The sequence below is a fragment of the Thiemannella venezuelensis genome (genome assembly GCF_014203605.1).
GTDB lineage: Bacteria > Actinomycetota > Actinomycetes > Streptosporangiales > Streptosporangiaceae > Planomonospora_A > Planomonospora_A venezuelensis.
This window is the reverse complement of record NZ_JACHJJ010000003.1, coordinates 182,788-196,985: the sequence shown is the minus strand read 5'-3', so window position 1 is coordinate 196,985 and position 14,198 is coordinate 182,788. Positions and strand designations below refer to the sequence as shown.

Annotated in this window: 8 protein-coding genes; 1 reads left to right on the top strand and 7 read right to left on the bottom strand. The window is 74.5% G+C overall.

The window, feature by feature from the left end:
• Positions 1-12 precede the first annotated feature (12 nt).
• Genes FHS22_RS06520 through FHS22_RS06490 form a run of 7 tightly spaced genes read right to left on the bottom strand, consistent with a single transcriptional unit; the run spans position 13 to position 8,345 of the window.
• Positions 13-1,245: a glycosyltransferase gene (locus tag FHS22_RS06520; RefSeq protein WP_184939310.1), complete on the bottom strand. Its 1,233-nt coding sequence runs from the start codon at positions 1,243-1,245 to the stop codon at positions 13-15.
• On the bottom strand, positions 1,242-1,895 hold the full coding sequence (locus FHS22_RS06515; protein WP_184939308.1) for a lipopolysaccharide biosynthesis protein: 654 nt from the start codon (positions 1,893-1,895) through the stop codon (positions 1,242-1,244). Before FHS22_RS06515 ends, FHS22_RS06520 begins: the two co-directional genes overlap by 4 nt.
• On the bottom strand, positions 1,892-3,022 hold the full coding sequence (locus tag FHS22_RS06510; RefSeq protein WP_184939306.1) for a glycosyltransferase: 1,131 nt from the start codon (positions 3,020-3,022) through the stop codon (positions 1,892-1,894). The genes FHS22_RS06515 and FHS22_RS06510 overlap by 4 nt, the downstream gene beginning before the upstream one ends.
• Positions 3,019-3,738 carry a polysaccharide deacetylase family protein gene (locus tag FHS22_RS06505; protein WP_260407718.1) on the bottom strand — a complete coding sequence of 240 codons (720 nt, stop codon included), beginning with the start codon at positions 3,736-3,738 and terminating at the stop codon, positions 3,019-3,021. The genes FHS22_RS06510 and FHS22_RS06505 overlap by 4 nt, the downstream gene beginning before the upstream one ends.
• Entirely contained in the window at positions 3,735-5,372 is a 1,638-nt protein-coding gene (locus FHS22_RS06500; RefSeq protein ID WP_184939305.1) for a lipid II flippase MurJ, read from the bottom strand. The genes FHS22_RS06505 and FHS22_RS06500 overlap by 4 nt, the downstream gene beginning before the upstream one ends.
• Positions 5,369-6,829 (bottom strand): O-antigen ligase family protein, encoded by a 1,461-nt coding sequence (locus FHS22_RS39150; RefSeq protein ID WP_184939303.1) that lies wholly within the window; start codon positions 6,827-6,829, stop codon positions 5,369-5,371. The genes FHS22_RS06500 and FHS22_RS39150 overlap by 4 nt, the downstream gene beginning before the upstream one ends.
• Entirely contained in the window at positions 6,819-8,345 is a 1,527-nt protein-coding gene (locus FHS22_RS06490) for an exopolysaccharide biosynthesis polyprenyl glycosylphosphotransferase (protein ID WP_184939301.1), read from the bottom strand. Before FHS22_RS06490 ends, FHS22_RS39150 begins: the two co-directional genes overlap by 11 nt.
• 891 nt (positions 8,346-9,236) lie before the next feature.
• On the opposite strand from FHS22_RS06490, the gene FHS22_RS06485 reads away from it, so the two are divergent.
• On the top strand, positions 9,237-14,150 hold the full coding sequence (locus FHS22_RS06485; protein WP_184939300.1) for an NAD-glutamate dehydrogenase: 4,914 nt from the start codon (positions 9,237-9,239) through the stop codon (positions 14,148-14,150).
• The last annotated feature ends 48 nt before the right edge of the window (positions 14,151-14,198 follow it).

Sequence of the window (14,198 nt, the reverse complement as noted above, 5' to 3'; positions counted from 1 at the left end):
GGAGGAGCCGCCCTACCCGGCGGTCGCGCCGGTCGCACCCGCTCCGGCGCGGGCGACCCCGCCCATCTTCCCGATGATCCCGGACGTCAGCGCCGCCAGCCGGCCCAGCGAGACCCGGAGGTCGAAGTCCCCGGCCCGGCGGACGCCGGCCTCCCCCTCCTCCCGGGCGAGCGCGGGCTGACGGAGGCGTACGGCGACCGCCCGGGCGAGCGCGGCGGCGTCCTCCGGCGGGACGAGCGCGCCGACCTTGCGGGTGACCACCTCCGAGAGCCCCGGCACGTCGGAGGCGACCACCGCGAGGCCGCTCGCCAGCGCCTCCAGCGCCGTCAGCGGCAGCCCCTCCCAGCGGGAGGGGAGCACGACCAGGTCGGCCGCGGCGTACCAGGGGCGCACGTCGCCGACGGCGCCGGCGAACACCACCCCGGGCCCGGCCGACGCGCGCAGGGAGGGCAGGAGGTCGCCGTCGCCGACGACCGCGAGGAGGGCGTCCGGGCACTCCGCCGCGACCATGTCCCACGCCCCGGCGAGCACGTCCTGCCCCTTCTGCCGGGTGACCCGACCGGCGCACAGGGCCAGGGGAGCGTGCCCGGGGAGGCCGAGCAGCGCGCGGGCCTCCGCACGGGCCCCGGCTCCGGCCGGGCGGAACCGGCCGAGGTCCACCCCGTTGCGGACGACCGCGACCTCACCCCGCAGGCCCTGCCCGCGGGCGAGCGCCGCCTCCCCCTCACCCACGCACACGAGCAGACCGGTCCACCGGGCGGCCGCGCGCTCCCACGCCAGGGCGGCCCGCGCCGTCGCCCCCCGGGCGGCCAGCCAGGACCAGCCGTGCGGCTGGAAGAGCGTGGGGACCGCGCCGCGGAGCGCCAGCCGGCCCGCCAGCCCGGCCTTCGAGGAGTGCAGGTGGACGGCGTGCGGACAGGTCTGGCGGACCAGGGCGCGCAGCCGCCGGGCCTCGCCGGGCACGCCGGGGCCCGGCGATCTGCCCGCCTCCCACTCCAGCCAGCGGACGCCGAGCGCGGCCAGGTCGGCGGGCAGGCGCCCCCGCCCGGGGCAGGCGACGGCCACGTCCCAGCCGCGCCGCGCCTGGTCGGCCGCGGCGGCGGCCACGTAGCCCGCCACCCCGCCCTCCACGGGCTGGGCGACGTGCAGCACCGACGGGACGCCGCCACCCGCGGGGCCGCCCGTCGCGCTCTCCGCAGCACTCTCCGCGAGGGCGCTCGCGGAGCCTCCCGCAGGGCCGCTCACAGGGCGCCGCGCCCGGAGAGCGCGGGCCGAGGCCGCGTCAGGCTCCGCAGCAGCGGCAGGTCCCGGGCGGCGGGGATCGGGACCGGGGGCGCGAGGCAGGCCAGGCCGCCGATCAGGACGCCGCCCGCCGCGCCGACCGCGGCGGTGAGCACCGGCGGGGGAGTGGAGGGCGCGGCCGGGGGGAACGCCTTGGTGAAACCGACCAGGCGCACCCGGGTGGCGGCCGCATGATGGCCGGCATAGGAGATCAGGGCGTCCGCCACCGTGTTGACCTGCTCGGCGGCCGCCACCGGGTCGGCGGCGGACGCGCTCAGCTCCACCAGGGGGGCGTCGGGCGAGGCCGACGCCCGCACCCCGCGCCGGAGCCGTTCGGAGGCGGCCGCGGGAGACGCGCCGCCGCCCCCGGCCGCCGCCGCGTTGTGCGCCGCCACCGCCAGGATCTCCGGCTCCGTGGCGATCCGCGCGTAGGCCTGGGCGTAGTTCACCGCCGAGGCGGTCGCGGCCGGATCGGCGGGGACGACCGTGATGTAGGCGTCGGCGGTGTAGACGGGCCCTCTCCCCAGGGAGAAGGCCAGGCCCGCCAGAGCCCCCAGGAGCAGGGCGACCGGCAGCGGCCACCAGGGCCGGCGGCCGGCCGCCGGGCCGCTCACCGGAACTCCTTCTGCCTGGCGTGGCGCCCCGAGACCGGGGCGGTCCGCCCCAGCAGGCGCTCGTACAGGGCCTCCGTCCGGGCGGCGTGGCGGCGGATGTCGTAGTACGCGACGGCACGGGGCGGCGGGAGCCGCAGGGGGCCGGTGGCGGCGAGCGTGCGCAGCTCGGTGCGCAGATGGTCCGGGTCGGGGAGGATGCGCCGGGCCCCGGGCGCGGCGTCCGGCGGCAGCTCGTCCAGAGCGGGGCAGGCGGCGTAGAACACGGGCAGCCCGGAGGCGAGCCCCTCGATGACGGCCAGGCCGAACGTCTCCTCCTGGGACGGGGAGACGAGCACGTCCATGGCCGACAGCAGCGCCGGCACGTCCATCGACTCGCCGGTGAACACCACCCGGTGCGCCACGCCCAGTGTGCGGGCGAGCTCCTCCAGCTCCCTCCGCGCGGAGCCCTCCCCGGCCAGCAGGAGCACGGCCTCCACGAAGCCCGGCAGTGCCCGCAGCAGCACGTCGAAGCGCTTGCCGGCCTCCATCCGCCCCACGCCGCCGACCACGAACGCGCCCGGCGCGATGCCCAGCCGGGCCCGGGCCCGGCCGCCGAGCCGGGGGTCGTGGCGGAAGGCCTGGCCGTCGAGGCCGTTCGGGATCACCTCGATCCGGGAGCGCGGCACCCCCCACCCGGCGAGCCGGTCCGCCACGATCCGGGAGACCGCCACGGTCACGCCGCCCATGGATTCGGTGGCCCGGTACAGCGCGCGGACTCCGGCGCCCGCGCGGCGGCCCTCGATCCGGCCCTCTCCGATCGAGTGCTCGGTCGCGACGATTGCGGGCACGCCCGCGAGGCGCGCCGCCACCCTGCCGTACACGCAGGCCCGGTACAGGTGCGTGTGGACCACGTCGTAGCGGCCCGCCCGCATCAGGCGGGTCAGCCGGCCCACCGCGCGCAGGTCGAGGTTGCCCCGCATGCCGAGGCGGTGCACGGGGATGCCCTCCGCCTCGACGGCCTCGGCCACGGCGCCCGCCCCCGTGAGCACGGCGACCTCGCACCGGGCGGCCAGGTGCGGCAGCATCGTCCGCAACTGCTGCTCGGCGCCCCCCGCGGCGAGACCGGTGATGACGTGCAGGACCTTCATCGGGCACGCCCCCACCGCAGGTGGTGCCGGGCGCGCTTGGCCCGCAGCCGGAGCGGCCCGTCCTTGTCCCCGATGTAGGTGCGGGCCAGCGCGTGCCGCCCGCTGTGCTCGGAACGCCAGATGGCGCAGGCGTAGGAGTACCCCGCCGCGCGGACCGCGTCCACCTCCCGGGCGCCCGCCAGACCGTACGGGTAGGCGAAGCCGGTCACGTCCCGGTCGAGCACCTCCTCCAGGATCATCCGGCTCTCCTTGAGCTCGAGGTCCAGTTCGGTGTCGTCGGCCAGCTCCAGGAGCATGTGGTTGACGGTGTGCGAGGCGACCTCCATGCCCGCGCGGGCGACCTCCCGGAGCTCGTCGGCGGTCATCAGCGTCTTGCGCGGGCCGTCCCCGTCCCAGACGTTGTGGCCGCCCAGGTGCCCGGCGACCGCGAACACGGTCGCGGTGAAGCCGTACCTCGTCAGGACGGGCACCACCTCGGTGGCGAAGTCGGTGTACCCGTCGTCGAAGGTGAGCCCGACCATCCCCCGCGCCCGGCCGGACGCCTCGGCGGTGAGCAGGTCGCGCATCGACACCCCGCGCAGCCCCTGCCGCCGCAGCCAGGCCATCTGCGCGGTGAACCGGCGGGGGGAGACGGTGACGAGGAGCGGATCGCTCTCGTACTCCTGCACCGAGTGGTACATCAGGACGTACGGCATGGCTTCCGGCTTCCCGGTCATGGCCGCTCCCCTCCTGGTGTGAAGCCGATCATTCTCGCGACCTCCTTGGGTCCGGTGGCTGCCGCCACGACGACGAACACGAACCCGACCACGGCTGCGCCGAGGGTCAGGACGACGATGGCGGGAAAACCCGCGAGGAGAGGCCGGGCGGCCCAGCCGGCCCCGGCCGCCGCCGCGGCCGCGAGGGCCGGGCGGGCGAGGGCCGGCAGGACGGCGCGCACCGGCAGGGACGGCACCGGGCCGCCCCGCCGCAGGCCCGGCAGGAGCAGCGCCGCGGCGAGCGTGATGCCCGCGGCGTTGGCCGCGGTGATCCCCGCGGTTCCCCAGCGGGGCGCGGCGACGGAGGCCAGGGCGGCCGTGGCGGCCAGGCCGGCGGCCATCGCGGCCGCCGGGTACCAGGAGGGCCGCTCGGCGCAGAAGAACACCCGGCCCAGCACACCCGCCGCCGTGTGGCCGAGCAGCCCCAGGGAGTAGACGCGCACGATCAGCGCGGTCGCGGCCGTGTCCGCCTCGGTGAACGCCCCGTGCTGCAGGAGCAGCGCGACGATCTCTGGGGCGAACACGGCGACGAAGGCGGCACCGGCCAGCGCGATCGCGCCGGTCAGCGCGAGGTCGCCGGTGATCCGGCGGCGGGCCGCGCCGGCGTCCCCGGCGGCGATGCTCCGCACGAGCGCGGGGAAGGTCACCGTGGCGACGATGAGCGAGAGCGTCATCGGCACCTGCGCGATCTTCTGCGCGTAGTTCAGGTGGGAGATGGAGCCGGGCGGGAGGGAGGAGCCGAAGAAACGCTCGACGAAGACCTGCCCCTGGCGGAGCAGGGTGAACACGGCGATCGGCACGAACGGCCCCAGCAGGACCGCCGCCCCGGCCGGCCCGCGGAGGGGAGGCCCGATGTGCCGCAGGAAGGCGGGAGCCTGCACCGCCACCATGAGGGCGCTGCCGCACGCCACCCCCAGCGCGGCGCCGGTCACGCCCAGCGACCCGTGGAAGGCGACGACGGAGGCGACGATGGCCGTGTTGTAGGCGGCGTTGACCGCGGCGGGCGGGCCGAACACCTGGTGGGAGCGGAGCGCCGCACTCAGGTACCCGGCCAGCCCGAACATCAGGACGGTGACCGAGGCGATCCGCGTGCACCGCACGGCGAGCCCGGGGTCGGTGAGGCCGGGCGCCAGCGCCTGGACGAGCAGCGGCGCCCCGAGCGCCGTCGCCCCGGCGGCCAGGACGAGACCCGCCAGGACGCGCGGGAGCGTGGCGGAGACCACCTGCCGGACGTCGCCGCCCTGCTCGACCGCCCGGCTGAACACCGGGATGAGCAGGAACGCCAGCGCCCCCTCGATGAGCAGCGGCGCCACGGTCTCCGGAACGGTCCACGCCACCAGGAAGGCGTCCGTGCCCGGGGTCGCGCCGAAGAACCGCGCGAGCAGCAGGTCGCGGCCGAACCCGAGGGCGGCGCCGAGCGCGACGAGCGCCGCTGTGACGGCGGCGGCGCGCAGGAACGGGCCCTGGCGGGTGCTCCGGTGGGCGCCTTTGCGGGCGCCCCGCCGGGGGATGCGGTGGGCGCCCTGGTGCGAGGTCCGGCGAGGGCCCCGCATGAGGGCCCGGCGCGGGCGGACCGGCGACGCGGCCAGGGTCATCGGGAGCTCCCGGAGGAGGCGGGGGCGAGGGGGCCGTCATCGGAGGCGGGAACGGATCCGGCCGCGGAGGCGGGCGCGCCCGCGGCGGGGGAGCCGTCCGTGGCGGCCCACCACAGGGCGGTCCCCAGCATCACGGACATGACCAGCGTCGACGGGCCGCCGATGTCGGAGTAGGCGAAGTCGGTGAGCTGCCAGGTGAGGAAGCCCACCGCGACCAGGCCCACCGGGGTGGGGCCCGCCGCGACCGGGCCCGCCGGGACGGGGCCCGCCGCGCGGCCGCGGGAGGACCGGGCGCGCCGGATCGACCAGATCGTCACGCACCCGAAGAAGAGGCAGAAGGCGGTGATGCCCGCGAGTCCCTGCTCGCTGAGCACCAGGAGGTACATGTTGTGCGGGGAGAGCAGCGGCTGCCGCCGGAAGCCGTTGACCGGGTCGGCGGTGTCGCTGCCCGACGACAGGTGGACGGGGGCGCGGGAGTCGCGCAGGGCGGGGAACATCCTCGGACCGGCTCCGGTGACGGGGTGGTCCCGCCAGATCCCGGCGGCTGTCTCCCACAGGCCGTAGCGGTCGCGCACGGACCGGTCCGGGTCGGTGAACGACGAGCCGATCGAGGAGAACCGCTGCGTGAGGGTGTGCGATCCGGCGGGGCCCGGTCCGGAGACCGGTCCGAGGGCCGCGGCGGCGGCCAGCAGCGCGCAGGCGGCCGCGGCGAGCAGACCGGCGCGCGCCGCGGTCCGGGGGGCGCGCACGGCCGTCATGGCGAGCGCGGCGCACAGCACCGCCAGCCAGGTGCCCCGGCTCAGCGAGAAGACCAGCGCCGGCACCAGCAGGGCCGCGGCGGCCAGGGCCGCCGCCCGCCGCCGGCCGCGCAGGGCGAGGCCGAGTGCGAGCAGGACGATCAGCCCGTAGCCGGTGACTGTCGCCATGCCCATGACGCCGGTGGCGCCGAAGGTCCCGACCGCCCGGACGTTCTCCCCCGCGTAGGAGGCGCCCGTCCCGGTGAGGGCCTGCCAAGAGCCGACCGCCGCCTGGAGCAGGGCGGCCCCGGCGACCGCGCCGCCCACCAGCCGCAGGTCCGTCCGGTCCCGCAGCGCCGCGACGACGGCCAGCGGGATCAGCACGAAGACCTGGAGGTAGCGGGCCAGCCCGGGCAGGCCCGCCATGACGTCCTGCGAGGCGAGGGTGGCCACCACGGCGGCGGCCGCCACCGGGACGGTCACCCACACCCGTCCCGGCAGCCGCCGCCCGGAGGCGAGGAGCGCCAGCGCGGCCGTCGCCACCAGGGCGACCGAGGCGAGGTCGGCGGGGGTCACGTCGGAGGCGGTGGTCAGGTCGTCGCGTTCCTGGGGGACGCAGACGAGGAGCACCGTCGCGGCGGCGAACGCGCTCGGTCCCCGCGAGAGCAGGGGCGAGGCCCGGTGCGCGGTCACCGGGACGCCCGCACGGCTAGCTCCCACCGGGGCGGAGCACGGATCCGGCGGTACGGATGATGATCTTTATGTCGGACCGGAGGGACCAGGTGTCGATGTAGTGGTTGTCGAACCTCACGCGGTCCTCGATGGAGGTGTCCCCGCGCAGCCCGTGGATCTGGGCCCAGCCGGTGAGCCCCGCGGGGACGCGGTGGCGGCTGCCGTAGTGGGGCACGGCGGCGGAGAAGCGGTCGACGAAGAAGGGCCGCTCGGGCCGGGGCCCGACGATGCTCATGTCGCCCCGGAGGATGTTCCAGAGCTGGGGCAGTTCGTCGAGCGAGGTCCTGCGTAGCAGCCTGCCGGCCGTTCCGACGCGCCGGTCGTCGGCGATGCTCCAGCGGGTGGCGGACTCGTGCGAGTCGGAGGGCTTGAGGGTGCGCAGCTTGAGCAGTTCGAACCAGCGGCCGCCGAGCCCCACCCGGTGCTGCCGAAACAGCACGCCGGGCCCGCCCTCGCGGCGTACGGCCAGCGCGCAGACCGCCAGCACCGGGGCGGCAGCCAGCAGGCCGGCCAGGGCCAGGACGACGTCCATGAGCCGCTTCAGCGGCCAGGTCGGCCGGGACTGCGGAGCGGGCCGCATCCGCAGCACGGGGAAGCCCATGACGTGCTCGGACAGGGGGAGGAAGTCGGTGAGGGGGTCCCCCGGCTCCGGGGCGAGGAAGACCTCGCAGCCGAGGCTCCCGGCGACGCGGGCCACCGGGCAGGCCGCCGGCCCGGCGGCGGGGGAGGAGGTGATGACCACCGCGCGGACACGGTGGATCAGCAGGGTCTCGGCCAGCCGCCCGGTCCCGCCGAGCACCGGCAGGAACGCGGGCTCCCCGCCCGGCCGAGCGCCGGCGGAACCGGCCGGCGCGGGTTCCGCGTCCGCCCGGTCGTCGAGGAGGCCGATCGGCGCCAGCCCGTACTCCGGATGGTCCAGCATGGCCGCCGCGAGCCGCCGGCCGTGGCCGCCGGTCCCGACCAGGAGCGTGGGCCTGGCACCGCGTCCCAGCCACCGGCTCCGGGCGGCCGCACGGCCGGCGCCCCTGGCTCCGCAGGCGAGGACGGTGTAGAGCAGGCCGGCCGCGATCCAGCCGTGCAGCCCGCCTGCGGGCGGCACCCCCGCGCCGAGGGCCGTGGCGAGCGCCGCCGCGGCCGTCCCGCCCCCGGCCAGCGCCGGGAGATCGTCCAGGGCGGAGGCGGCGAGCCGCGGGCGGTACAGGCCGAGCACCCCGTTCAGCGCGGCCAGCACGACCGCCGACGCGGCGACGGCGGCGCCGTCCCCGCCGGTGAGGGCCACGGCGGCGGCCATGCAGGCGAGGTCGGCGCCGAGCAGGCCCGGAGAGGGGACGGACCGCAGGCCGCCCGGCGCCCGGCGCACGGTCCTCACCGCAGGCGCGCTCTCCCACGGGCTGCGGGCCCGCCTCGCGCTGGGGAGGACCACGGTCGTGGCGCCGCCCGCTCCCGTGCCGTCCGTGCCGTGGGAGGTGCGGCGGTCCCTGCTATCCCTGACGGTCGTGGTCATCGGACTCTCCATAGGTGAGCGCTGCTTTCGCGATCAACCCGAGTACGGTCAAGATTCCCCCATGTCGGCGATTCTCGTTGAGGCCGGGAATTGACCGGCGACCTCGCAAGAGGATCTTTTCCATCCCTGCTGGACGACTTTTTCAATAACGGGCCCTGTCGCTTCCACCGGTACGAAAGGGCTGGTCCCGGAGACTTTCCGATGCTAGCGAGGGCGGGTGCGGTAATCCTGGATCCCAGCAGGTGGTGGCAGGTCGCCGTAGGCGGGCGGGTATGACCTGTTTTTTTGCACGGGCATACCGGAACGGCCGCGGAACAAAGCGCGATCCCGGCGGGCGCAAGATTTCCCCCGGTATCGGAAAGCGGGCGGCGGTGTTCCGGGAGGCGCGGGGCGGGGCGGCGGCGGGGGCGGGGAGGGCGGGCCCGCCCCCGGTATGGTGACGGGCCGTCACATTGACGTTCCCCGGCTTTTCGGGTGGTATCAGGAGCGGTGCCGTATCCCGGTCAACGAGGACCGAACGGACGGCTGCTGGAGGTGCTGTGCCGCGGGGTCTGCCTGGAGGGCGGAGTTTCCACGACGAGGGGGTCCTGGTGTTCGACGGCCGCGAATCCCTTGTGTGGGATGCTTGTCCCACCGCCCCCTCCTGGCGAGGACCCACCGTCTGTGACCATGAAACCCCCGGTTCCCCGCGGGTGACGGCGGGCCGTCACGGGTCACACGACGATCCACGGCGGCTTGCCGAAGATTTGCCCGCCCGCGACGGGCTCGCCGTGCCGCCGATGACGCCCGGTGCGCGAGGCCGGGGCATCACCTTCTCCCCCGCGGGCACTACAGCCTGATGTAGGGCCCGGACAAAATGAGCACAACCCCTCACAAAGGAGTGAGAGCGACATGCCGCTCGACGAGGCCAAGGACGAGCTGCTGAGAGGTGCCGCGCAGATGTGCGCGCACACACCGGGCAGCGACCACAGGAACGCCGAGGAGGTGCTCGCCTTCCTCCGGCTCTACTACCGGCATGTCGCGCCAGAGGACCTGCTGGACCGCGACCCGGTCGACGTGTACGGTCCGGCCACGGCCCAGCGGCAGCTCGCCGAGAACCGCCCCCAGGGCCGGGCCCTGGTGCGGGCCTACACGCCCACCCTGGAGGAGCACGGCTGGGACCCCGGCGGCTCGGTCGTCGAGGTGGTCACCGACGACATGTCCTTCCTGGTCGACTCGGTGACGATGGAGCTCGACCGCCACGGCATCGGCGTCCACCTGGTGATCCACCCGCAGATGAGGGTGCGCCGGGACATGACCGGCAAGCTGCTCGGCCGGGACCAGGAGGACGTCACCGGCCAGATGATCGTCGAGTCCTGGATGCACTTCGAGATCGACCGCCAGTCCGACCCGGCCGTGCTCAGGCAGCTGGAGAGCGACCTCCGGCGGGTCCTGTCGGACGTGCGCTACACCGTCGAGGACTTCGTCAAGATGCGGGCCCTGGCCGTACAGACCGCGGAGGACGTCTCGGTCAACCCGCCCCCGCTGGACCTGGCCGGGGTGGAGGACAGCCTGGAGCTGATGCGCTGGCTGGCCGACGGGCACTTCACCTTCATCGGCTACCGCGAGTACCGCCTGGAGCGGGGAGAGCACGGCGACGAGCTGCACGCGGTGCCCGGGACCGGGCTGGGCATCCTCCGCCACGACAAGGTGGGCTCCGGCAGCTTCGCCGCGCTCCCGCCGGAGGTGCGCGCCAAGGCCCGCGAGAAGCAGAACATGCTGATCATCACCAAGGCCAACAGCCGCGCCACGGTGCACCGCCCCGCCTACCTGGACTACGTGGGCGTGAAGCTCTTCGACGCCGAGGGCGAGGTCGTCGGCGAACGGCGCTTCCTGGGGCTGTTCACCCACGCGGCCTACAACGAGTCGATCTCCCGCATCCCGGTGCTCCGCCGCAAGCTGGCTGCGGTCCTCGACCGGGCCGGGATCGCCCCCGACAGCCACGACGGCAAGGACCTCGTCGAGATCCTGGAGACCTTCCCCCGGGACGAGCTCTTCCAGACCTCGGTGGAGCAGCTCCAGCCGATCGCGCTCGGGGTGCTCCGGCTCCGCGAGCGCAAGCAGGTCAAGGTCTTCCTCCGCCCGGACGACTACGGCCGCTACATCTCGTGCCTGATCTACCTGCCGCGCGACCGCTACACCACCAAGGTCCGCGTCAAGATGCAGGAGATCCTCCTCAAGGCGCTGAAGGGCAAGTCGTCCGAGTACAGCGCGATGATCGGCGAGTCGGCGCTGGCCCGGCTCCAGGTGGTCGTGCGCGGCGAGCGGGGCAGGCCGCTGACGGCCGACGGAGTGGACCCGGAGGAGCTGGAGGGCAGGCTCGCCGCCACCACCCGCTCGTGGGAGGACGACCTGGCCGCGGCCATCACGGAGCTGAGCTCGGAGGAGGAGGCGCCCCGGCTCATCCGCCGGTACGCCACCGCGTTCCCCGAGGGCTACAAGGCCGACTTCCCGCCCCGGATGGCGGTCGCGGACCTGCGCCGCCTGGACGCGCTCGCCCGGTCGTCCGAGGAGATCGGGATGAACCTCTACGAGCCGTACGACGCGCCGGAGGGGGAGCGCCGGTTCAAGCTCTACCGGCTCGGCGGCCAGGTCTCGCTCTCGCACGTGCTCCCGCTGCTGCAGCGGATGGGCGTCGAGGTGGTCGACGAGCGCCCCTACGAGATCGACCGCGACGACAACCCGGAGACCAAGGACTCCTGGATCTACGACTTCGGCCTGCGCTACACCCCCTCGGGGGAGGTGGACAGGGACGAGTTCAAGCGGCTCTTCCAGGACGCGTTCGACGCGCTGTGGCGCGGCCGGGTGGAGAGCGACGGCTTCAACGGGCTCGTCCTGGCCGCCGGCCTGACCTGGGAGCAGGCCGAGATCCTGCGGGTCTACGCCAAGTACCTGCGCCAGGCCGGGACCACCTTCAGCCAGGACTACATCGAGCGCGTGCTGCTGGGCAACGTACGGCTGGCGCGGCTGCTGGTGCACCTGTTCGAGGCCAGGCTGGACCCGCGCCGTTCTGAGGAGGTCCGGGCGGAGCTGGCCGACGCGCTGCACGAGGAGATCCTCGGCGCGCTGGACGACGTCGCCTCCCTGGACGAGGACCGCATCCTCCGGGCCTACCTGGAGATGATCAACGCCACGCTGCGGACCAACTACTTCCAGACCACGGAGTCGGGCAAGGCGTCGTCCGGTGCGGGGGCGGCGGGCGGGGAGCGCAAGCCGTACATCTCGCTGAAGCTGGACTCGCCCTCGATCAGCGTGCTGCCGCTGCCCCGGCCCCGGTTCGAGGTCTTCGTCTACTCGCCGCGGGTCGAGGGCGTGCACCTGCGCTTCGGCAAGGTCGCCCGGGGCGGGCTGCGCTGGTCGGACCGGATGGAGGACTTCCGGACCGAGATCCTCGGGCTGGTGAAGGCGCAGATGGTGAAGAACACCGTCATCGTCCCCACCGGCTCCAAGGGCGGCTTCGTCGTGAAGAACCCGCCGAAGTCGGGCACGCGGGAGGACGTGCTGGCGGAGGGGATCGCCTGCTACCGGATGTTCATCTGCGGCCTGCTCGACATCACCGACAACCTCGTCGACGGCAAGGTGGTCCCGCCCGCCGACGTGGTCAGGCACGACGAGGACGACACCTACCTGGTGGTCGCCGCCGACAAGGGCACCGCGACCTTCTCCGACATCGCCAACGGCGTGGCCAAGGAGTACGGGTTCTGGCTGGGCGACGCCTTCGCCTCCGGCGGCTCGATCGGCTACGACCACAAGGCCATGGGCATCACCGCCAGGGGCGCCTGGGAGTCGGTCAAGTACCACTTCCGCACGATGGGCGTGGACATCCAGAGCACCGACTTCACCGTGGCCGGCATCGGCGACATGTCGGGCGACGTGTTCGGCAACGGCATGCTGCTCTCCCAGCACATCCGGCTGGTCGCGGCCTTCGACCACCGGCACGTCTTCATCGACCCCGACCCGGACGCGGCACGGAGCTACGCCGAGCGGGCCCGGCTGTTCGCGCTCCCGCGCAGTTCGTGGGAGGACTACTCGGCGGAGCTGATCTCCGCGGGCGGCGGGGTCTGGCCGCGCACCGCCAAGTCGATCCCGGTCTCGCCGCAGGTCCGCGCCGTGCTCGGCATCCCCGGCGGGATCACCGCGATGGCCCCCAACGACCTGATCAGCGCCATCCTCAGGGCCCCGGTGGACCTGCTGTGGAACGGCGGCATCGGCACCTACGCCAAGGCCTCGGTCGAGTCGCACGCCGACGTCGGCGACAAGGCCAACGACGGCCTGCGGGTCAACGCCGCCGAACTGCGCTGCAAGGTGATCGGCGAGGGCGGGAACCTGGGCTTCACCCAGCTCGCCCGGATCGAGTTCGCGCTGAACGGCGGGCTGGTCAACACCGACTTCATCGACAACTCGGCGGGCGTGGACACCTCCGACCACGAGGTGAACATCAAGATCCTGCTGGACCGGGTGGTGCGCGAGGGCGAGCTCACCGACAAGCAGCGCAACCAGCTCTTCCTCGACATGACGGACGAGGTGGCCCGGCTGGTCCTGCGGGACAACTACGACCAGAACGTGGTGCTGGCCGCGGCCCGCGCGCAGGCCCCGGAGATGCTGCACATCCACTCGCGCTACCTGCGCAGGCTGGAGCGGGCCGGGCTGGTCAACCGGGAGCTGGAGTTCCTGCCCTCGGACAAGACCCTCGCCGAGCGCCGGCAGGCCGGACTCGGGCTGACCGCGCCGGAGTTCTCGGTGCTGCTGGCCTACACCAAGCTGGTGGTGGACGCCGAGATCCTGGCCTCCGACCTGCCCGACGACCCCTACCTGGCCTCCTGGCTGGTGTCGTACTTCCCGTCGCCGCTGCGCGAGCGCTTCCGCGCCGCGATGGACGACCACCCGCTCCGCCGGGAGATCATCACCACCTGCGTGGTCAACGACCTGGTCAACTCCAGCGGCACCACCTTCATGTTCCGCGCCGGCGAGGAGAGCGGCGCCTCGACCCCGGACATCGCCCGCGCCTACCTCGTCGCCCGCGAGGTCTTCGACCTGCCGAGCTTCTGGCTGGCCGTCGAGGGGCTCGACAACAAGGTGGACACCGCCACCCAGATCGCCATGGAGCTGGAGGCCCGCAAGCTGTGCGAGCGCGCGGCCCGCTGGCTGCTCGGCAACCGACGGCCCCCGCTGGACCTCGCCTCCACGGTGAGCTTCTTCGCCAAGGGCATGAACGGCCTGCTGCAGCACCTGCCCAAGCTGCTCACCGGCTCCGACCTGCTGGCCTTCGAGGAGCGCCGGGACGTCTTCGTCGCCCGCGGGGTGCCCGGGGAACTGGCCGAGCGGGTCGCCGCCATGGTCCCGGCCTACTCGACGTTCGACCTGGTGGAGATCGCCCACGGCACCGGCCGCCCGGTGAACGAGGCGGCCGAGGTCTACTTCGACCTGGCCGACCGGCTCCAGCTCGCCGCGCTGCGCGAGCGGGTCATCGCACTGCCCCGGGACAACCGGTGGAACTCCATGGCCCGGGCCGCCCTCCGCGACGACCTCTACGCCGCGCACGCCGCGCTCACCCGTGACGTCCTGGTGCACAGCGAGCCCGGGCTGGCCCCGGAGGAGCGGCTCGCCCGCTGGGCCGACGCCAACTGGGCGGCCGTCGCGCGGGCCCGGCAGACGCTCTCGGAGATCTGGGAGAGCGACAACTTCGACCTGGCGACGCTCTCGGTGGCGCTGCGCGCGGTCCGCACCCTCGTGGCCTCCACCAGCCTCCCCCACGGGGAGGACTGATCCCGCTGCCCGCCGTACACCCGGCGGCCTTCGAGGAAGGCCGCCGGG

Excerpts from the sequence above, each read along its gene's own strand:
- FHS22_RS06500 (WP_184939305.1), bottom strand. The coding sequence starts at position 5,372 with ATGACCCTGGCCGCGTCGCCGGTCCGCCCGCGCCGGGCCCTCATGCGG.
- FHS22_RS06485 (WP_184939300.1), top strand. The coding sequence starts at position 9,237 with ATGCCGCTCGACGAGGCCAAGGACGAGCTGCTGAGAGGTGCCGCGCAG.
- FHS22_RS06505 (WP_260407718.1), bottom strand. The coding sequence starts at position 3,738 with ATGACCGGGAAGCCGGAAGCCATGCCGTACGTCCTGATGTACCACTCG.
- FHS22_RS06510 (WP_184939306.1), bottom strand. The coding sequence starts at position 3,022 with ATGAAGGTCCTGCACGTCATCACCGGTCTCGCCGCGGGGGGCGCCGAG.
- FHS22_RS06490 (WP_184939301.1), bottom strand. The coding sequence starts at position 8,345 with ATGACCACGACCGTCAGGGATAGCAGGGACCGCCGCACCTCCCACGGC.